The 17203-nt window shown below is 70.4% G+C and carries 22 protein-coding genes and 1 pseudogene; 14 read left to right on the top strand and 9 right to left on the bottom strand.

Annotated features, from left to right (window positions below):
- Positions 1–405 (top strand): helix-turn-helix transcriptional regulator, encoded by a 405-nt coding sequence (locus HCT63_RS15255; protein ID WP_167006546.1) that lies wholly within the window; start codon positions 1–3, stop codon positions 403–405.
- Positions 406–424: 19 nt separating this feature from the next.
- On the opposite strand, the gene HCT63_RS15250 is transcribed toward HCT63_RS15255, so the two are convergent.
- Positions 425–922: an Lrp/AsnC family transcriptional regulator gene (locus HCT63_RS15250; protein WP_167006544.1), complete on the bottom strand. Its 498-nt coding sequence runs from the start codon at positions 920–922 to the stop codon at positions 425–427.
- Positions 923–1076: 154 nt separating this feature from the next.
- Between HCT63_RS15250 and hppD the strand changes: the two genes are divergently transcribed.
- Positions 1077–2318, top strand: coding sequence for a 4-hydroxyphenylpyruvate dioxygenase (hppD, locus tag HCT63_RS15245; protein ID WP_167006542.1), 1242 nt, complete (start codon positions 1077–1079; stop codon positions 2316–2318).
- Between the two features lie 37 nt (positions 2319–2355).
- Positions 2356–3114: a polyphosphate--glucose phosphotransferase gene (gene ppgK / locus HCT63_RS15240; RefSeq protein WP_167006540.1), complete on the top strand. Its 759-nt coding sequence runs from the start codon at positions 2356–2358 to the stop codon at positions 3112–3114.
- Positions 3115–3129: 15 nt separating this feature from the next.
- Here ppgK and HCT63_RS15235 read toward each other — a convergent pair whose 3' ends face one another.
- Positions 3130–3612: a YetF domain-containing protein gene (locus HCT63_RS15235; protein WP_167006537.1), complete on the bottom strand. Its 483-nt coding sequence runs from the start codon at positions 3610–3612 to the stop codon at positions 3130–3132.
- A 24-nt stretch (positions 3613–3636) separates the two neighbouring features.
- Positions 3637–4146 carry a hypothetical protein gene (locus HCT63_RS15230; RefSeq protein ID WP_167006534.1) on the bottom strand — a complete coding sequence of 170 codons (510 nt, stop codon included), beginning with the start codon at positions 4144–4146 and terminating at the stop codon, positions 3637–3639.
- Positions 4147–4221: 75 nt separating this feature from the next.
- Here HCT63_RS15230 and HCT63_RS15225 point away from each other — a divergent pair, with 75 nt between their 5' ends.
- From HCT63_RS15225 to HCT63_RS15215, 3 genes are read left to right on the top strand one after another with little or no spacing between them, the layout of a single operon-like run.
- Positions 4222–5232 (top strand): aldo/keto reductase family protein, encoded by a 1011-nt coding sequence (locus HCT63_RS15225; RefSeq protein ID WP_167006531.1) that lies wholly within the window; start codon positions 4222–4224, stop codon positions 5230–5232.
- 10 nt (positions 5233–5242) lie between these two features.
- Positions 5243–5671 carry a pyridoxamine 5'-phosphate oxidase family protein gene (locus tag HCT63_RS15220; RefSeq protein ID WP_167006528.1) on the top strand — a complete coding sequence of 143 codons (429 nt, stop codon included), beginning with the start codon at positions 5243–5245 and terminating at the stop codon, positions 5669–5671.
- Between the two features lie 40 nt (positions 5672–5711).
- Entirely contained in the window at positions 5712–6872 is a 1161-nt protein-coding gene (locus HCT63_RS15215) for an acyl-CoA dehydrogenase family protein (protein ID WP_167006525.1), read from the top strand.
- Here the strand turns inward: HCT63_RS15215 and HCT63_RS15210 are convergent, their stop codons facing one another.
- Entirely contained in the window at positions 6873–7520 is a 648-nt protein-coding gene (locus HCT63_RS15210) for a nucleoside/nucleotide kinase family protein (protein WP_167006522.1), read from the bottom strand.
- Between the two features lie 57 nt (positions 7521–7577).
- On the opposite strand from HCT63_RS15210, the gene HCT63_RS15205 reads away from it, so the two are divergent.
- The 4 genes from HCT63_RS15205 (at position 7578) to HCT63_RS15190 (ending at position 9775) form a co-directional block, all read left to right on the top strand.
- Positions 7578–7850: a Rho termination factor N-terminal domain-containing protein gene (locus tag HCT63_RS15205; RefSeq protein WP_167006519.1), complete on the top strand. Its 273-nt coding sequence runs from the start codon at positions 7578–7580 to the stop codon at positions 7848–7850.
- 66 nt (positions 7851–7916) lie between these two features.
- The gene (locus tag HCT63_RS15200) at positions 7917–8516 is read left to right on the top strand and encodes a sulfite oxidase-like oxidoreductase (protein WP_167006516.1); all 600 of its coding nucleotides are present in this window, start codon (positions 7917–7919) and stop codon (positions 8514–8516) included.
- Positions 8516–9244: a ferredoxin reductase gene (locus HCT63_RS15195; RefSeq protein ID WP_243843055.1), complete on the top strand. Its 729-nt coding sequence runs from the start codon at positions 8516–8518 to the stop codon at positions 9242–9244. Before HCT63_RS15200 ends, HCT63_RS15195 begins: the two co-directional genes overlap by 1 nt.
- An 81-nt stretch (positions 9245–9325) precedes the next feature.
- The gene (locus HCT63_RS15190) at positions 9326–9775 is read left to right on the top strand and encodes a hypothetical protein (RefSeq protein ID WP_167006510.1); all 450 of its coding nucleotides are present in this window, start codon (positions 9326–9328) and stop codon (positions 9773–9775) included.
- A gap of 9 nt (positions 9776–9784) precedes the next feature.
- On the opposite strand, the gene HCT63_RS15185 is transcribed toward HCT63_RS15190, so the two are convergent.
- A complete protein-coding gene (locus tag HCT63_RS15185) occupies positions 9785–10663 on the bottom strand; it encodes a hypothetical protein (RefSeq protein ID WP_167006507.1) in 879 nt (292 codons plus the stop codon).
- 144 nt (positions 10664–10807) lie between these two features.
- On the opposite strand from HCT63_RS15185, the gene HCT63_RS15180 reads away from it, so the two are divergent.
- Positions 10808–11431: a vitamin K epoxide reductase family protein gene (locus HCT63_RS15180; RefSeq protein WP_167006504.1), complete on the top strand. Its 624-nt coding sequence runs from the start codon at positions 10808–10810 to the stop codon at positions 11429–11431.
- A 15-nt stretch (positions 11432–11446) separates the two neighbouring features.
- Here the strand turns inward: HCT63_RS15180 and HCT63_RS15175 are convergent, their stop codons facing one another.
- Positions 11447–12874, bottom strand: a complete 1428-nt coding sequence (locus HCT63_RS15175; protein ID WP_167006500.1) for a family 1 glycosylhydrolase — start codon at positions 12872–12874, stop codon at positions 11447–11449.
- On the opposite strand from HCT63_RS15175, the pseudogene HCT63_RS20535 reads away from it, so the two are divergent.
- From HCT63_RS20535 to HCT63_RS15165, 3 genes and pseudogenes are all read left to right on the top strand, one after another.
- Positions 12829–13293: pseudogene (locus HCT63_RS20535) on the top strand (MFS transporter); the annotation flags it as partial. The gene HCT63_RS15175 and the pseudogene HCT63_RS20535 sit on opposite strands and share 46 nt — an antisense overlap.
- A gap of 12 nt (positions 13294–13305) precedes the next feature.
- Positions 13306–14100 (top strand): MFS transporter, encoded by a 795-nt coding sequence (locus HCT63_RS20530; RefSeq protein ID WP_347877949.1) that lies wholly within the window; start codon positions 13306–13308, stop codon positions 14098–14100.
- The gene (locus HCT63_RS15165; protein WP_167006494.1) at positions 14097–14342 is read left to right on the top strand and encodes a hypothetical protein; all 246 of its coding nucleotides are present in this window, start codon (positions 14097–14099) and stop codon (positions 14340–14342) included. Before HCT63_RS20530 ends, HCT63_RS15165 begins: the two co-directional genes overlap by 4 nt.
- A gap of 289 nt (positions 14343–14631) precedes the next feature.
- Here HCT63_RS15165 and HCT63_RS20720 read toward each other — a convergent pair whose 3' ends face one another.
- The 3 genes from HCT63_RS20720 to HCT63_RS15155 form a co-directional block, all read right to left on the bottom strand.
- Complete coding sequence (locus HCT63_RS20720) at positions 14632–14757, bottom strand: hypothetical protein (protein WP_279587743.1); 126 nt, start codon at positions 14755–14757, stop codon at positions 14632–14634.
- Between the two features lie 394 nt (positions 14758–15151).
- Positions 15152–15913: a hypothetical protein gene (locus tag HCT63_RS20285; RefSeq protein ID WP_208322454.1), complete on the bottom strand. Its 762-nt coding sequence runs from the start codon at positions 15911–15913 to the stop codon at positions 15152–15154.
- A 51-nt stretch (positions 15914–15964) separates the two neighbouring features.
- Positions 15965–17140, bottom strand: a complete 1176-nt coding sequence (locus tag HCT63_RS15155; RefSeq protein ID WP_167006491.1) for a pyridoxal phosphate-dependent aminotransferase — start codon at positions 17138–17140, stop codon at positions 15965–15967.
- Between the last annotated feature and the right edge of the window lie 63 nt (positions 17141–17203).

The following is a 17203-nucleotide window of genomic DNA, read 5'->3' as shown; positions in this document are numbered from 1 at the left end:
ATGTCGCGCGGCAACGGTGACTTCGTGCCGCCGGGCCCCGAAGCGAAGGTCTTCGTGATCAGCGTCGCCGCCGAGCTGTCCGGGCTGCACCCCCAGACCCTGCGGACGTACGACCGGCTAGGGCTGGTCCGTCCCGCGCGCACGGGGGGTGGCGGGCGTCGTTACTCGCTGCGCGACATCGAGCTGTTGCGATCGGTGGCGCGACTGACCGCCGAGGGACTCGGGCTCGAGGGCGTCAAGCGCGTCCTCGAGCTCGAGAACCAGGTGATGGCGTTGCAGTCGCGCGTCGCCGAGCTCGAGGACGAGCTGGAGTCGCGCGGTGCGGCGATGCCGCAGGTGCGCAACCTACCGGTGGCCTTCACCGAGGCGCCGACGTTCGTCGTACGGAGCACGCGCCGGCGCTGAGCGCGGCCTGGCCGGCGGCCTATCCCCGGTACGCGGGGGCGCGGGTGGTGCCGGGGCGTGGAGCGGACTCCAGCAGCGGCTGCACACGCCGTGCGATGAGCACCGACAGCACGACGATGCTCGTCGAGCGGACGATGCTCGGTGACTGGTCGAGCCGCAGCAGCGTCGCCTGGAGGTCCTCGTGCGACGCCGTGGCCACGAGGCACAGCACGTCGAACGACCCCGTCGTCACGACCGCCTCGACCACCTGCGAGATCGCGTCCAGAGCCTCGCGGACCTCGTCGAGCGCGCCCTGCGCGATCTCCAGCGTCACATAGGCCTGGACCGGGAACCCGGCACGCCGCAGGTCGACGTCCGGTCCGTACCCGGTGATCACGCCCTCCTCCTCGAGCCGCTTCAGGCGTGCCTGGACGGTGCCGCGGGCGACGGAGGTGGTGCGGGACAGCTCCAGCACTCCCGCACGCGGATGCGCGTGCATCGCGCGGATCAGGGCGAGGTCCAGCTCGTCGAGGGTCATCTGCCTACTGTCGTATGAACTGGGCTGGTCGTCCACCACAAAGGGGGATCGGATGGGCGATCTGCACGTTCTGGCCAGCCCGCGGCGCACGGGTTGCACAGCGGTCGACGAGACGCTGTGATCGGGACCACAACCGTTCACGGAGGGACCCGCGATGACCATCGAGCACACGCTGACCAGTGAGGAAGCTCTCGCCGGACTCGACGTCGACCAGCTCAAGCAGCTCGTCGGCCTGGTCGAGTACGACGAGCAGAACGATCCCTTCCCGGTGACCGGCTGGGACGCGGTGGTCTGGGTCGTGGGCAACGCCGCGCAGGCCGCCCACTACTACCAGTCGGCGTACGGGATGGAGCTCGTCGCGTACTCCGGTCCCGAGACCGGCAACCGCGACCACGCGGCGTACGTGCTGCGCAGCGGCGGGGTGCGCTTCGTCCTGAAGGGCGCCGTCGCTGCCGACAGCACCCTCGTCGCACACCACGCCGCGCACGGCGACGGCATCGTCGACATCGCCCTCGAGGTGCCCGATGTCGACCGCTGCGTCGCCCACGCGCGCGAGCAGGGCGCGACCGTCCTCGAGGAGCCGCACGACGTCACCGACGAGCACGGCACGGTCCGCGTCGGCGCGATCGCGACGTACGGCGACACCCGCCACACCCTTGTCGACCGCTCGCGGTACGACGGCGCGTACCTGCCCGGGTACGTCGCGCGCACCAGCGGTTTCGACCCTTCGACAGGCTCAGGACGGCGCAGGCTCAACCAGCGGGGGGACGGTGCCCCGCGGCGGATCTTCCAGGCGCTCGACCACGTCGTCGGCAACGTCGAGCTCGGCCGGATGGACGACTGGGTCGACTTCTATCACCGCGTCATGGGCTTCACGAACATGGCCGAGTTCATCGGGGACGACATCGCCACCGACTACTCGGCGCTGATGAGCAAGGTCGTGGCCAGCGGCAACCACCGCGTGAAGTTCCCGCTCAACGAGCCGGCGGCCGGCAAGAAGAAGTCGCAGATTGACGAGTACCTCGAGTTCTACGGCGGCCCCGGCGCTCAGCATCTCGCGCTCGCGACGAACGACATCGTGCGTGCGGTCGACATCCTGCGTGCCGAGGGTGTTGAGTTCCTCGCGACGCCGGAGTCCTACTACACCGACCCGGAGCTGCGCGCCCGCATCGGCGAGGTCAGAGTGCCGATCGAGGAGCTCCAGGCACGCGGCATCCTCGTCGACCGTGACGAGGACGGCTATCTGCTGCAGATCTTCACCAAGCCGGTCGGCGACCGCCCGACGGTGTTCTTCGAGCTGATCGAGAGGCACGGCTCGCTCGGCTTCGGCAAGGGCAACTTCAAGGCGCTGTTCGAGGCGATCGAGCGTGAGCAGGAGCGGCGCGGCAACTTCTGAGCCAGCGTGGGACGCCGGGTAATGGCACGTTGGTGCCATGGCCAAGCATTCGCGTCCTCTCGGGGTCGACATCGGTGGCAGCGGCATCAAAGGTGCTCCGGTCGACCTGAAGAAGGGTGAGTTCGCCGATGACCGACTGCGGATCGCAACGCCGCAGCCGTCGACGCCGGACGCCGTGGCGGAGGTGGTCGCCGAGATCGTCGACCACTTCGCGCCGGCCAAGGATGCGCCGGTCGGGGTCACAGTGCCGGCCGTCGTCACCCGCGGCCTCGTCCGTACGGCGGCCAACATCGACCGGAGCTGGATCGGGACCGACGCTGCACGACTGCTCACCGGACGCCTGGACCGCCCCGTCGTCGTCACCAACGACGCCGACGCCGCCGGCATCGGGGAGCTGGAGTACGGCGCGGGTCGCGGGACCTCCGGGCTGGTGATCATGACGACACTGGGGACGGGCATCGGCACCGCCCTCATCAGCGACGGCGTCCTCGTCCCCAACAGCGAGCTCGGCCACCTGCGCATCGACGGCGAGGACGCGGAGAAGTCGACGTCGTCGGCGGCACGCGAGAACGAGGACCTGTCGTGGGAGGAGTGGGCCGCGCGGTTGCAGACGTACTTCGCGCGGGTCGAGGACCTGTTGTGGCCCGACCTCTTCATCGTCGGGGGAGGGGTCGCCAAGCATGCCGACCACTACCTTCCGCTCCTGCACCTACGGGCCCCGATCGTCGCGGCGCGACTCGGCAACGCGGCGGGCATCATCGGCGCCGCGGTGCTCGCCGCTGGGGCGTACGGCTGAGCGGCTCGCCGCACGTCACGCAGCCTGAGGCCCGCTCTCCGGGGCGCCGTCGTCCTCGCCCTCGTACGTGAAGAACGAGATCCGGCCGTCCGTCTCCAGGACAGCGATCTCGACGTCACGCAGGCGCCGTACGCCCTGCTGGCGCGCGGAGGTGACCAGATCGGCCAGGCTCAGGCGCTGGTCTGCGAGCACCTTCATGCGCGGCTCTCCGTCGCGAAGGACCACGACCGGCTCGCCGCGGATGAAGCGCAGGCGCCGCGGCCACCGCCACGAAAGCCATGACAGCGCGACCGTCAAGAGGGTGAACGTGCCGACGGCGAGCACGGCTCCCGTGACGGAGGAGTCCTGCTGGGTGACCGCGCCCTGGATGAGGTCGCCCATGACGATGAAGAGCACCAGCTCGAACGTGCTCAGCTCGCCGAGCGTCGAGCGGCCCACGGCCCGTGTGATGAGCCACAGGAACGCGAAGACGACGATCGCTCGGATGACGATCTCCATTGCGGGTCCTCGTTCTGTCGGGGGTCAGGGAACCAGGCTCGTACGGATCCGGGTCGACGCGATCCGTCGACCGTCGTCGACCACCGAGACGGTCGCCTGCTCGCCCTGCTGGCTGGAAGGCTGGATGTACACGTCGAAGTCGATGCGCACCTCGGTGGCACCTGGTGCTGCGGCGACGGTGAGATAGAGGAGCTTTCCGTCCGTGCTCGAGTCGCTGGGGTCGGGGAAGATGCCTTGGTGCTCGAAGATCTCGAGGTACTCCTGCGAGATCGCGAGGACGACCTCCTCACCGACACCGTCGGGGTTCGACACCGTGATCGACAGCGGGGTGTCGAGCCCGGCGCGGGCGAGTCGCGGGTAGTCGACCGACAGGGTCCAGCCGTCCTCCTCGGTCGTCGCCGTCAGGTTGCGGACGCCGAACAGCCCGGCGGCTCCGGCGACGACGACCGCGCAGAGCACCACGAGCGTGATCCGCGTCGTCCAGCGCGCGGTGCCGGTCGTGCTGCCCTCGGGTACGTCGTCGAACGTCGTCACGGACGACATCCTGCCTTGCGCGGGCCGTGCTCGTCCCCGGCCCCCCATCGGGCTTGTCGCACTAACGTGGGGTGCATGGAATTCCGCTACCTCGGCGACAGTGGTCTGAAGATCAGCGAGATCGCCTACGGCAACTGGCTCACCCACGGCTCCCAGGTGGAGGCCGACATCGCGACCGAGTGCGTACGCCGTGCTCTGGACGAAGGCATCACGACGTTCGACACCGCGGACGTCTACGCCAACACCAGGGCGGAGTCCGTCCTCGGGGCGGCGCTGGCCGGCGTCCGCCGCGAGTCCCTGGAGATCTTCACCAAGGTCTACTGGCCGACGGGCCCCGGCGGTCCCAATGACTCCGGCCTCTCCCGCAAGCACATCATGGAGTCGATCGACGGGTCGCTGCGTCGCCTCGGCACCGACTACGTCGACCTCTACCAGGCGCATCGGTACGACGTGGAGACGCCGCTGGAAGAGACGATGCAGGCCTTCGCCGACGTCGTACGGTCAGGCAAGGCGCTCTACATCGGCGTCTCGGAGTGGACCGCCGACCAGCTCCGCGCCGGTGCGGCCCTGGCGAAGGAGCTGCGCATCTCCCTCATCTCCAGCCAGCCGCAGTACTCGATGCTGTGGCGGGTGATCGAGGAGGAGGTCATCCCGACGAGCGAGGAGCTCGGCATCAGCCAGATCGTCTGGTCGCCGATCGCGCAGGGCGTGCTCACTGGCAAGTACCAGCCCGGCCAGCCCGTGCCTCCGGGCTCTCGCGCGACGGACGCAAAGGGCGGCGCCGACACGATCGCCCGCTGGCTCAACGACGACGTGCTCGAGCGTGTCGCGCGTCTTGCGCCCGTCGCCGCCGACGCCGGCCTGACGATGGCACAGCTGGCGGTGGCGTGGGTGCTCCAGAACGACAACGTCTCGGCCGCCATCATCGGGGCCTCCCGTCCCGAGCAGGTGAGCGACAACGTCGCCGCGAGCGGGGTGCGGCTCGACGCGGAGATCATGGACGCGATCGACGACGTCCTCGCGGACGTGGTCGTGCGCGACCCTGCGATGACCGGCCGCAACGCCCCGAAGCAACGCCCCAGCTGAGAGGACGACCATGAGCACGCTCGACGACCGAGGACCACGCCGACAGCTCCTCCAGCTGTCGGCCGAGGAGTGCTGGGACCTGCTGCAGAACCAGGAGGTGGGACGGGTCGGGTTCGTCCACCACGGCACGCCGCAGATCTTCCCCGTCAACTTCCAGGTCCACGAGGGCCGCGTCCTGTTCCGGACCACCCCGTACGGAGCCGTGGCGCAGGCGGTCACCGACACGCCGATCGCCTTCGAGGTGGACATGATCGACCACCCCAACCAGACGGGATGGTCGGTGCTCCTGAGCGGGACGGGCCAGCACGAGACCGATCCTGCGGTCCTCAGCGAGCTGTGGGGACCCGACCGGGCGACGCCGTGGGCCGACGGCAGCCGGATCCTGTGGATCGCGCTGACGCCCAGCGAGGTGAGCGGACGGCGCATCGCCTGGGAGTGATCTCTAGGCACACGTCGCCGTGTCAGGCGATGATCGCGTCATGACCCAGCAGGTGAGTCCCGAGGAGTTCGACGACGTCCTCGAGCAGGTGCGTCAGTTCGTCCGCAAAGAGGTCGTTCCCCGCGAGCGCGAGATCGTCGAGTCCGACGCGGTCCCCGACGACCTGCGGGCGATGGCGCGGGAGATGGGTCTGTTCGGCTACGCGATCGACCAGGAGTGGGGCGGCCTCGGCCTCGACCTCACCCAGGAGGTCGAGCTGGCGATGGAGCTGGGCTACACGACGCTGGCCTTCCGCTCGATGTTCGGCACCAACAACGGGATCGCCGGCCAGGTTCTCGTGAACTTCGGCACGGACCCGCAGAAGGCGGCCTGGCTGGAGCGGATCGCGAGCGGCGAGGTCGTCGCGTCGTTCGCGCTGACCGAGGCCGGTGCCGGGTCCAACCCTGCCGGCCTGCGCACCCGTGCCGCACGGGTCGAGGGCGGCTGGGCGCTGTCCGGCGAGAAGCGGTTCATCACGAACGCCCCGCTCGCCGACCTCTTCATGGTGTTCGCTCGGGTTGTCGGGGCCGACGGCGACGGGCAGATCGCCGTCTTCCTCGTGCCAGGTGACGCGCCAGGCCTGACGGTCGGCCCGCACGACAAGAAGATGGGCCAAGAGGGCGCGTGGACGGCCGACGTGCACCTTGACGACGTACGCGTCGACGACGACGCACTCGTCGGCGGCGCGGTCGAGGTCGGCTACCGGGCGGCGATGACCTCGCTGGCCAGGGGCCGCGTCCACATCGCCGCGCTCGCCGTCGGGCAGGCCCAGCGCGCGCTCGACGAGTCGGTCTCGTACGCCGCGACGGCGACACAGGGCGGGACGCCGATCGGCGACTTCCAGCTCGTCCAGGCGATGCTCGCCGACCAGCAGACGGGCGTGATGGCCGGTCGCAGCCTGGTTCGCGAGGCCGCGCGGGCGTACGTGTCCGGCGAGGACCGTCGGATCGCTCCGTCGGCGGCCAAGCTGTACTGCACGGAGATGGCCGGCCGTGTCGCGGACCTTGCCGTCCAGGTCCACGGCGGGTCGGGCTACATGCGTGAGAGCACGGTCGAGCGGATCTATCGCGACGTGCGTCTGCTGCGCCTGTACGAGGGCACTAGCGAGATCCAGCGCCTCATCATCGGCTCGAACCTGATCCGTCGGCAGCGCCAGAGCTGATCAGCCGAGCCGGACCTGGACATCGGCGCGGGTGCGTGACTCGGCGACGAGCCTCGCGTTCGCCTCGTCGCTTCGGCGTACCCACGCCTCGGCCTGCGCCGGCGACTTCCCGAACGCGACGTGCCGGGCGACCAGCCGTCGTCCGCGCAGGTCGTCTGGGACGTCGACGTACCAGACCTCGTCGAGCAGCGACCGGACGTCGCGCCACCCCGACTCGTCGAGCAGCAGGTAGTTGCCCTCCGTGAGCACGAGGCCTGCCTCCCGCGGGACCGCGAGCGCCGCCGCGATCGGCTGCTCGAGGTCGCGCGCGAACCCCGGGACGTAGACCAGATCCTCGTCGCGCGTCGCGATCCGGCGCAGCGCCGCCGCGTACCCGCCGACGTCGAACGTCGCTGGTGCGCCCTTCACGTCGAGGAGCCCGAGCCGTGCGAGCGAGTCGTCGGCAAGGTGGAAGCCGTCCATCGGCACGTGCGCCACCGCGAGATCCACGCTGCGCGCGACGACCGCCTCGACCAGCCACGACTTGCCTGCCCCGGGCGGTCCGGCGACGCCGAGCAGACGCCCGCCGTCGCGTACGAGGGCGCGGGCGCGCGCTGCGGCGGAGTCGAGGTCGGCCAGCACGGTGGTCACGAGCACCAGTGTGCGCATGGGTGACCGATCGTGCGGGTATCGGGAAGCGGAGAGCCCGTACGAGAGGAGAGCACCATGCCGGGTCGCAAGTCGTCGGGACCGAGCGTCAAGGACAAGGAGCTGTACGAGGAGCTGCGCGGCGAAGGCAACTCGAAGCAGAAGTCGGCGCGCATCGCGAACGCCGCCGCGGCGCAGGGGCGCGCGAAAGTGGGGCGCAAGGGCGGCAAGGCGGGCGACTACGACGACTGGTCCAAGTCCGACCTGTACGCGCGTGCGAAGGAGATCGGGATCGACGGCCGGTCGTCGATGACCAAGAGCGAGCTGATCTCGGCCTTGCGCAACAGCTGACGCGCGCCCTCGTGCGTCGCGACCGCCACCGCCCTACGCTCGGACCCTGGGCGAAGGGAGACGGCGATGGGAATCGTCACGCGAGGCTTTCGCGGACGCCGCGACCGCGATGAGGTCGTGCTGCCGCCCGGTCAGTACCTCGAGCACGGGTTCCCTGTGCTCTCGGCGGGGCCGACGCCGCAGATCGCACCGGGTGCGTGGTCGTTCACGGTGACGACGGAGACCGGGTCACAACGCCGGTGGAGCTGGGACGAGCTGCGGGCGATGCCGGCCGAGGACGTGACCGTCGACCTGCACTGCGTCACGAAGTGGTCCAAGCTCGGCACGCGCTGGCGCGGTGTCAGCGTCGACCTGCTGCTCGACGGCGTAGACACGCAGGCCGCGTACGTGATGGCCCACTCGTACGGCGGCTACACGACCAACCTGCCGCTCGCCGACCTGCGCGACGGGCAGGCGTGGGTGGCGTTCGCGTACGACGGCGCGCCGCTGCGGCCCGAGCACGGCGGACCCGCACGACTGCTCGTCCCGCACCTGTACTTCTGGAAGTCGGCCAAGTGGGTGCGCGGCCTGGAGCTGATGAGCACGAACGAGCCCGGCTTCTGGGAGCGCGCGGGCTACCACGACTACGGCGATCCGTGGCGCGAGCAACGCTACGCGGGCGACTGATGGCGGGGATGCCGTGGCGTCGTGCCGTGGTGCTGGCGCGCCGCGAGGAGACACCGACGGCGGCGACGCTGCTGCTGCACGTCGACGGTGACCATCAGGCCGTCGCCGGGCAGCGGGTGGAGGTCCGGCTGACCGCCGAGGACGGCTACACCGCCGACCGTGAATACTCGCTCGCGCGCGTCGGTGACCTCGACCGGGCCGAGATCACCGTGCAGGCGATCGAGGGGGGAGAGGTCTCGCCGTTCCTCGTCGACGACATCGAGGTCGGCGCCGAGCTTGAGCTGCGCGGACCGATCGGAGGGTGGTTCGTGTGGCGGCCCGAGCAGACCGAGCCCGTCCTGCTGGTCGCTGGCGGCTCTGGCGTCGTGCCGCTGATGGCGATGATCCGGGCCCGTCGTGACGCCGGCAGCAAGGCGCCGTTCCGGCTGATCTACTCCGTACGCTCACGTGCCGAGCAGTTCTACCGCCGGGAGCTCCGCGCGCCCGATCCGGGACTCGACGTCACGATCGCCTACACGCGTGAGGCGCCGGAGGCTGCTCCGCGGCCGGCGGGGCGCCTCACCGTCGCCGACGTCAACACCGGCGGGTGGCCACCGGACTTCGCGCCCACCTGCTACGTCTGCGGCCCCACGGGGTTCGTCGAGACCGTCGCCGACATGCTGGTCGCGTTGGGCCACGACCCACGCCGGGTGCGCACCGAGCGGTTCGGGCCCACCGGCGACGGCTGAGCAGGACGTTCGCGCGATGGCGGGGTACGGCCGCCCGCGCCATGATGAACGGAACGTGACGGGGGACGAGAGGGGACGGCGATGACGGCATCGACCGGCGTCGAGCTGCGGATCAGCGGCGGGCTGGCCGGGACGCAGACGGTGGAGGTCGCCGTCACCGAGAACGGCGCGGAGGCGCTGCTCGGCGTGCTCGACAAGCACGAGATCGGGTATGAGGTGCTCGACAAGAGGCTCGAGTCCCTCCCCGGCGGCACGGTGCTCTCCGTGGGCTCGTTCCACCTCGGCCCGAACGGGTCTGGGCTCGGTCAGGCTCTGCAGGACTTCGCGCGGGCGGTCGCCCCGATCGTCCCGGAGGTCACCATCGGCGGCACGCCGTACGAGATCGCGGAGTCGGGCGCGGTCGCGTCGGCGCTGGTCGCGCTACGGACCGCGCAAGACGCCGAGGATGCCGCAGCAGCCGAGGCCCGTGCGAAGTGGGAGCGTGGATACGAGATGGAGCAGGGTGCCGACGACTCCGAGGAGCCCAAGTAGCCCCTGAGCTCAGGCGGCGCTGTGGAAGAGCCTGGCGAGCTTGTCGAGCTCGCCCTCGGGCCTGTCTTCCGTCGGCGGTGCCGGGGGAGTCTCGGGCGTGGACGGCGTGGACGGCTGCTCGGGCTCGGGCTTGGTCGCTTCGGGCGCCTCAGGCGGCGCGGGAGGCCGCGGCATCCAATCGGCGGGCACGGGCAGCACGGGCTGCGGTGCTTCGGGGCTGTCGAGGATCGACGTCATCCGCTCGATCTCCCGTGAGAGGTGCTCCTGCGGTGATGCGTCCTCCTCGACGACCAGATACCTCGCGGCGTTCTCCTCGGCGGCGAGCTTGGCGGGATCGCGCGGCGCCACAGGAGACGCCGGGGTCCACGGCACTGCCGGGCCCGGGAGCAGGAGCCCACGGCTGTCCTTGCGTGCCGCGGCCACCGTCCGTACGACCAGCGCGCCGGTCAGCAGCAGCGAGGCGGCCACCCAGGCAGTGACGAGCGCTTCGACGCCGGCGCGCGGCGCCAGCGGCAAGATCAGGTTGAACGGGACGAGCGCGGCCGCCAGTGCTACGAGGAACAGCGTCCCGAGCGGCTGATACCAGCTGCTCTCCCAGCTGAACAGCACCCGCTCCCGGTCGTCGACGCGGTGCCGGTACGTCGGCAGGTCCTTGCCGAGTCCCGCCAGCCAGCGTCGCTGGGTGGCGATGGTCCGCCGCTCGTCACGGCGTACGAGGAAGTCGGCGACGAGACCGCCGACCATGGTGGCGAGGAGGACGACCAGCACCGGGACGACGAGAACGTCGGGAAGACCCGTCCCCGACAGCAGGAGCGTGATTGCCGCTGCTCCTGTGGTCGTCACCAGCCCGGCCATCATCGGCCACGGGGTTCGTTCCTTGGTGCTCATGCGCTCCCTCCCCACGTTCGCGCGGCGCAAATCGCCTACAACCAGACAACGAGGTCTCGGTGACTCCATGTTTCCTTGCCCGGTGGTGAGACGCATCACGACGTCCGGCCCCGCGGGGTGGGACTGCCCGCCTACGATGGCTTCGTGATCGACATCGACGAGCAGGTGGCTCCCCGAGACGGTGCTGTGGAGGCGACCGGCGTCCGCAGCGTGCTGGCGTGGCTGATGGTCGTGGGTGGAGGGATCGGCCTGATCGCCTCGGGCGTCCTGACCTACGACAAGATCAAGCTCTTGCAGAACCCCGACAGCCAGCTCGCCTGCACGCTCAACCCGTGGGTCGACTGCGGCGGTGTCGTCTCGAGCTCGCAGTCGTCGCTCTTCGGGTTCCCCAACACGTTCCTCGGCCTCGTCGGATTCGCCGTCGTCGTGACGCTCGGCGTGCTGCTCCTGTCGGGCACCCGCCTGCCGGAGTGGATGTGGGGCGGCCTGCAGGTCGGCGTCGTGTTCGCGATCGGCCTCATCACCTTCCTCCAGTACACGAGCATCTTCACTCTCGTGAAGCTCTGCCCCTACTGCATGGTCGTCTGGACGGTCACGATCCCGCTCTTCGTCATGGTGACCGCGCGCAACCTCCGGTCTTGGGCGCCGGCGTCAGGCTTCACCAAGCTCGTGTCCAACTGGTCGCTGCTGATCGTGCTGCTCTGGTACGTCGCGGTGATCGCGACGATCTGGTTCCAATTCGGTCCGGACCGCCTCTTCGCCTCCTGACCGACCGGGCTGCCCTCACCAGCCTCGGGCGATCCGCTCGCGGAACCACTCGTACGAGGCCTTCGGGGTGCGCTCGCCCGTCGCGAAGTCGACGCGCGTGATCCCGAAGCGCTGCGTGTAGCCCTCTGCCCACTCGAAGTTGTCGAGCAGCGACCATGCCAGGTAGCCGCGCACGTCGACACCTGCCTCACGGGCGGCGCCGACCGCCGCGATGTGGCTGTCGAGGTACGCGATCCGTGCCGCGTCGTCGACCGTGCCGTCGGGCCCGGGCTCGTCGGGGTAGGAGCATCCGTTCTCGGTGACCACTACCGGCGGCAGCGCCTCGCCATACGTCTGGCGTAGTCCGGTCAGGAGGTCGGTCAGGCCCTCGGGCACCACCGGCCACCCGAAGCCGGTCAGCGGATAGCCCTCGATCGGCACGAGCTCGAACGGCAGCGGGTTGTCCGGGCCGGGCGCTCTCACGAGCGTGGGGTTGTAGTAGTTCACGCCGAGCAGGTCGAGCGGTTGCGCGATGGTCGCGAGGTCGCCGTCGTGCACGACCCTCTCGGCTGCGTCGGCGAGCTCGTCGGGATAGGTACCCCGCAGCACGGTGTCGAGGAACATCCGGTTGTGGAACGCGTCGTACACCGCCGCCGCGGCGGCATCCTCCGTCGACGGCGACGCGGCGCGTACGGGGGTCAGGTTGTTCACCAGCATCACCGGCGGTGAGCCGGTCGAGCCCTGTCCGCCGGTCGAGCCCCATCCGCCGGTCGAGCCCCATCCGCCGGTCGAGCCCTGTCGAGACCCCGCCCGCAACGCCTGCGTCGCAAGCCCGTGCCCGAGCAGCTGGTGGTGCCCCGCGGCGAACGCGTCGAGCAGCAGCGTCTCGCCCGGCGCGTGACTGCCGAACGCATAGCCCAGCGCCATGTGCACGAACGGCTCGTTGAGCGTTCCCCAGGCAGCCACCCGGTCACCGAGCGCCTCCGCGATCACGGCCGCGTACTCGGCGAACCGCTGCGCCGTGTCGCGCACCATCCACCCGCCGGCGTCCTGCAGCGGCTGCGGGAGGTCCCAGTGGAAGAGGGTGGCGAACGGCGCGATGCCGCGTGCGAGCAGGCCGTCGACGAGGCGGTCGTAGTACGCCAGCCCCGCGGCGTTGACCTGGCCGGATCCGGTCGGCTGGACGCGGGGCCAGGCGATCGAGAACCGGTAGGCGTTCGCGCCGAGACCGCTGAGCAGGTCGAGGTCCTCGCGCCACCGGTGGTACGAGTCGCAGGCGACCGCGCCCGACGAGCCGTCCGCGATCCGACCGGGCTCGGCGCTGAAGGTGTCCCAGATGCTGGGGCCTCGTCCGTCCTCGTCCACGGCGCCCTCGACCTGGTACGACGCGGTCGCGGCGCCCCACCAGAAGTCACCGGTCCCGCCGGTTGAGCTCGTCGAAACCCTGGCCTCTGCTCCGGTCATGGGCACATACTGGGCGTGTGTCCAAGATCACGCAACCCCCTGATGCTGTGGCACGGCGGGCGCGACTCGCGACCTCGGTCGGCTTCTTCCTCCAGGCGGCGATCCTCGTCACGATCCTGTCTAGGCTGCCCGACTTCCAGGACGAGCGTGGCGTCACTGAGGGCGACGTCACGCTCCTCCTGCTGCTGACCTCGGTCATCGCCGGCGGCGGGTCGCTGCTGGCTGAACGGATCGCGGTGCGCCGCTCGAGCGCGCTCGCTCTACGACTCGCGCTGCTGACGATCAGCGTGATGGTGGTCGTGATCGGGTTCGCCGAGTCCAAGCCGGCGATGTACGCGGCGTTCGCCGTGTACGGGATCGGTGTGGGTGCAACGGACGCCTCGACGAACATGCAGGGTGTGACCGTCCAGAGGCTGTACGGCCGCAGCATCATGACCAGCTTCCACGGGATGTGGAGCATCGGTGCGATCGTCGGAGCCCTATACGCCGCCGGCTGCGCGGAGCTCGAGATTGGGCTGATGCCGTCGCTGGTGGCTGTCGGAGTGGTCGGCGTGGCAGCCACCCTGGTGCTCTCCCCTTACCTGGTGCGTCCGGCCGTCGAGCACGAGGCGGGCGAGGTTTCGGAGGTGGAGCGTCCGCCGCTGCACGTGCCGTGGCGCCCGCTCGTCGCGCTCGGGCTCGTCGTCGTGGTCTTCTACCTGGCCGACACGTCGGTGATGAGCTGGAGCACGATCTACCTCCACGACGCCCTCGACGCCGCGAAGTCGGTCGCGCCGCTCGGTTATGCGGCCTACCAGGTCGGTGCCGTCATCTCCCGGCTGGCGGGTGACCGGTTCGTCGTCCGGTTCGGCGCGGTCGCCGTCGTCCGCGCGGGGACCGTGGTCGGCATCGTCGCCCTCGCACTCGTCGTCGTGGCGCCGACCCCGGCACTGGCGATCGCCGCGTTCGGCCTGATGGGCCTCGGCCTCCCGGTGATCATCCCGCTCGCGTTCGCCGCGGCCGGCAACCTGCCCGGCTCCGACGCCGACGTCGCGATCGCCCGCCTCAACCTCTTCAACTATCTGGGCAACATCATCGGCGCCGGACTCATCGGGGTGCTCGCCACCGAGGGCGCGCTCCGGTGGATCTACGTCGTGCCGCTCATCCTCGTGCCGTCCATCCTCTTCGTCGCCCGCACGTTCGCCCCGGCGAAGGAGATCGAGGCCGCCGCCCAGGCGCGCCCGTGAGGTCGCTCGTCGTTGCTGCGGGTCTCGGGTTCGCCGCGCTGGTCGCGTCTGCGGCTCCTGCCCACGCGATCTGTGCCGTGAACGCTCCGACGAGAGCGCCTGTGGTCTTCGTCGGCGTCGCAGCGGAGACTGAGCGCGGCTTCACGCGGCTCGCGGTCGAAGAGGTCTGGAAGGGCCCGGACCTTGCACCGGAGGTGTGGGTCCTGTCCGGACAGGAGGCACCGCCATGGCCGTTCTCGTAGAGGGCCGCCACGAGCTCGATCGACGCAGAGCTGGAGCCGGGTGAGCGCTACCTGGTCGGGACGAGCGAAGACTTCGCGACCAACGCGTGCGAGGTCGTGGCATATCCCTCGTCCGATCTCACGCAGCGGCCTGACGAGGCACGATCCGCGGTGGCCGCCGGTCGGGACGGAGCGTCGCCTCCGTCCCGCGTCGCCGACGTCGTCCCGACTGCCTCGTTCGTGCTCGGTGCAGGTGTGCTCGCCTCGCTCCTGGTACGACGGCGCGGGGCGCGAGACGCGTAGTGACTCGTCAGCTGCGGCGTACGTGCACGACGCCGGTCTCCGTCCCCTGGTAGAGCGTCGCGTCGCGTCCCGTCATGCCGGTCATCTGCAGCGGGTTGAAGAGCAGCCCGAGGCCGAGCAGCGACGTCTTCACGACGCGGCCCGTGTGAGGGTCGACGACCGCGTACGAGTACGCGGCGAACGTGTGGCTCCCGACGATGTCGGTGGGCCCGCTGACGGTGACGGTGTAGGTCAGGTCGTCTCCGAGCGAGAGTTCGGGGGAGCGCGGCCGACTTCACGTCGGACTCCCAGACGACGTCGCAGCCGGACTCGTCGGCGCGCACGTCGACGCGGGTCATGCCCCCGGTGAACGACCCTGACGACGGCACGCTCGCTGGCGCGCCGTCCGGAAGGGCCGGATAGGGGTAGCCGAAGGTGTTGGTGACGAAGACGCTGCGCCCCGACGCGATCGGCGAGTCCTCGCTGCCGCTGTTCGCGGGATAGACGAGCAGTCGCGAGTGCGGGGCGGCGTTGTCGGTGATCGTCACCTACTCGGTGCCCTGGCGCGGGCCGAAGAACGTCGGCGTCGCGCCGCTTCCCCAGCTGAGCTGGCCGGGTTTGCGGCCCGGACCACGGGCGTACGGGGCACGCCACCGCACCTCGGGCGTGCCGTCGGCGCGTGCGGAGAGGACGTACAGCGCATGCTCCGTGACAACGGCGGTGCGGCCCTCGACGGTGGAGATGCTGTTCTGGACGGCCTCGCCGAGGGCGATCGTCCGTACGGTCCCGTCCTCGGCGACCGTACCGACGGTGCCGTCGCTCGCAGCGATCCACACCTCGTGGTCCCAGCCCGGGGAGAGTCCGACGACGGCCGCCCCGGCCGGCAGCGCCGACGCGAGCGGAGTCGACTCGTCGACTGTGAGGCGCCACGTGCTGCCGTCGCGGTGGTGGCCGATCCGCAGCAGGTTCTTGTCGCCGTCGACCACGACGAGCCGGTCCTCGTGGTCCAGGTAGGCGTACACGCCGCCGAAGAGGCTTCCCTTCGTCAGCGGCAGCGAGGCGAGGCTCTTGCCGTTCGCCGGGTCGAGCAGGTGGACCGTCGGCGTCCGGTCGAAGATCGCGGTGCAGAGCGCGACCGATCCGGTGCCCGGACCTGCGTACGGGGTCGTGTCGCTGGACGCCGAGTCGCCGTGCATCGTCGCGGTGCCCGTGGTGGTGGTCGCGGGGTTCTGGGGAGGCCAGGGGAACGAGCAGACGGCGGAGGGCAGCGCGCATGAGGGGACGCTAGGGGCGCTCGCGCGGGGCGTCACGCCTTCTCCGCGTTGTGAAAGGAACCTGACCCTTCTTGCTGCCGAATTCGGTCAGGTTGCTTTCACCGCGCGGACGCGGAGGGCGTCCAGGCGGCTCAGGGCCTCGGCGATCACCGGCTCCTGCTTGCAGAACGCCCACCGTACGAGGGGACGACCCGCGTCCTCGTCGTCGTAGAACACCTGCGTCGGCACCGCGACGACGCCTGCGAGCTCGGGCAGCGCGCGGCAGAACGCGATGCCGTCGTCGTAGCCGAGCGGGCGGATGTCGGTCGTCGCGAAGTAGGTCCCCTGCGGCACGTAGGTCGTGAAGCCGATCTCGGTTAGCCCGGCGCAGAGCTGGTCGCGCCGCGCCTGCAGCGTCGCCGCGAACCCTTCGAAGTACGCCGCGTCGTGCCCGAGCGCGTGCGCGATCGCGGGCTGGAACGGCGCGCCGGAAGTGTAGGTGAGGAACTGCTTCGCTCCGACGGCCGCCCGGACGAGCGCGGCAGGCCCGCTCAGCCAGCCGATCTTCCAGCCGGTGAACGAGAACGACTTGCCGGCGCTGGAGATCGTCAACGTCCGCTCGCCCATGCCGGGCAGCGTCGCCAGCGGCACGTGCGCGACCCCGTCGAAGGTGAGGTGCTCGTACACCTCGTCGGTGATCACCACGAGGTCGTGCGCGACGGCGAGGTCGCGGATCGCTTCGCGCTCCTCGGCGTTCAGCACCATCCCGGTCGGGTTGTGCGGGCTGTTGATCAGCATCGCCGTCGTGCGTGGACCGACGGCGGCGCGCAGCGCGTCGAGGTCGAGCCGGAAGTCGGGAGCACGCAGCGTGACCGGTTTGCGGATGCCCCCGGCAAACTCCAGGACCGCCACGTACGAGTCGTAGTACGGCTCGAGGACGACCACCTCGTCGCCGGGGTCGACCAGGCCGAGGATCGCCGCCGCGATCGCTTCGGTCGCCCCGGTCGACACCGCGATCTGGGTCTCGGGATCGAGAACGATCCCGTACCAGCGCCGCTGGTGCGCCGCGATCGCCTCGCGCAGCGCGGGGACCCCGAGGCCCGGCGGATACTGGTTGGCGCCGGCGCGCATCGCCTCGACCGCCACGTCGATCACGTCGCTCGGACCGTCGGTGTCGGGGAAGCCCTGGCCCAGGTTGACCGCGCCCGTACGGACGGCGAGCGCCGACATCTCGGCGAAGATGGTCGTGCCGAGTCCGGCGACGCGTGCGCTGCTGGTCTTCACCGTCCCGACTCTAGGCGCCACCACGTGCTTCGCAGCCCACGGGCGTACGCGGGGCACCGGTAC

Origin of the sequence: Mumia sp. ZJ430 (assembly GCF_011751845.1) — a bacterium.
GTDB lineage: Bacteria > Actinomycetota > Actinomycetes > Propionibacteriales > Nocardioidaceae > Mumia.
Note: the sequence above shows the minus strand (reverse complement) of the source record. Positions and strands in the feature narration are given on the sequence as shown.

Bases quoted from the DNA above. Each gene is read 5' to 3' on its own strand.
- HCT63_RS15175 (WP_167006500.1), bottom strand. From the start codon at position 12,874: ATGACCGGAGCAGAGGCCAGGGTTTCGACGAGCTCAACCGGCGGGACC.
- HCT63_RS15195 (WP_243843055.1), top strand. From the start codon at position 8,516: ATGGCGGGGATGCCGTGGCGTCGTGCCGTGGTGCTGGCGCGCCGCGAG.
- HCT63_RS15190 (WP_167006510.1), top strand. From the start codon at position 9,326: ATGACGGCATCGACCGGCGTCGAGCTGCGGATCAGCGGCGGGCTGGCC.
- HCT63_RS15255 (WP_167006546.1), top strand. From the start codon at position 1: ATGTCGCGCGGCAACGGTGACTTCGTGCCGCCGGGCCCCGAAGCGAAG.
- HCT63_RS15220 (WP_167006528.1), top strand. From the start codon at position 5,243: ATGAGCACGCTCGACGACCGAGGACCACGCCGACAGCTCCTCCAGCTG.
- HCT63_RS15210 (WP_167006522.1), bottom strand. From the start codon at position 7,520: ATGCGCACACTGGTGCTCGTGACCACCGTGCTGGCCGACCTCGACTCC.
- HCT63_RS15235 (WP_167006537.1), bottom strand. From the start codon at position 3,612: ATGGAGATCGTCATCCGAGCGATCGTCGTCTTCGCGTTCCTGTGGCTC.
- HCT63_RS15205 (WP_167006519.1), top strand. From the start codon at position 7,578: ATGCCGGGTCGCAAGTCGTCGGGACCGAGCGTCAAGGACAAGGAGCTG.
- HCT63_RS15225 (WP_167006531.1), top strand. From the start codon at position 4,222: ATGGAATTCCGCTACCTCGGCGACAGTGGTCTGAAGATCAGCGAGATC.
- HCT63_RS15250 (WP_167006544.1), bottom strand. From the start codon at position 922: ATGACCCTCGACGAGCTGGACCTCGCCCTGATCCGCGCGATGCACGCG.
- HCT63_RS15200 (WP_167006516.1), top strand. From the start codon at position 7,917: ATGGGAATCGTCACGCGAGGCTTTCGCGGACGCCGCGACCGCGATGAG.
- HCT63_RS15185 (WP_167006507.1), bottom strand. From the start codon at position 10,663: ATGAGCACCAAGGAACGAACCCCGTGGCCGATGATGGCCGGGCTGGTG.
- HCT63_RS15215 (WP_167006525.1), top strand. From the start codon at position 5,712: ATGACCCAGCAGGTGAGTCCCGAGGAGTTCGACGACGTCCTCGAGCAG.
- HCT63_RS20530 (WP_347877949.1), top strand. From the start codon at position 13,306: ATGACCAGCTTCCACGGGATGTGGAGCATCGGTGCGATCGTCGGAGCC.
- hppD (WP_167006542.1), top strand. From the start codon at position 1,077: ATGACCATCGAGCACACGCTGACCAGTGAGGAAGCTCTCGCCGGACTC.
- ppgK (WP_167006540.1), top strand. From the start codon at position 2,356: ATGGCCAAGCATTCGCGTCCTCTCGGGGTCGACATCGGTGGCAGCGGC.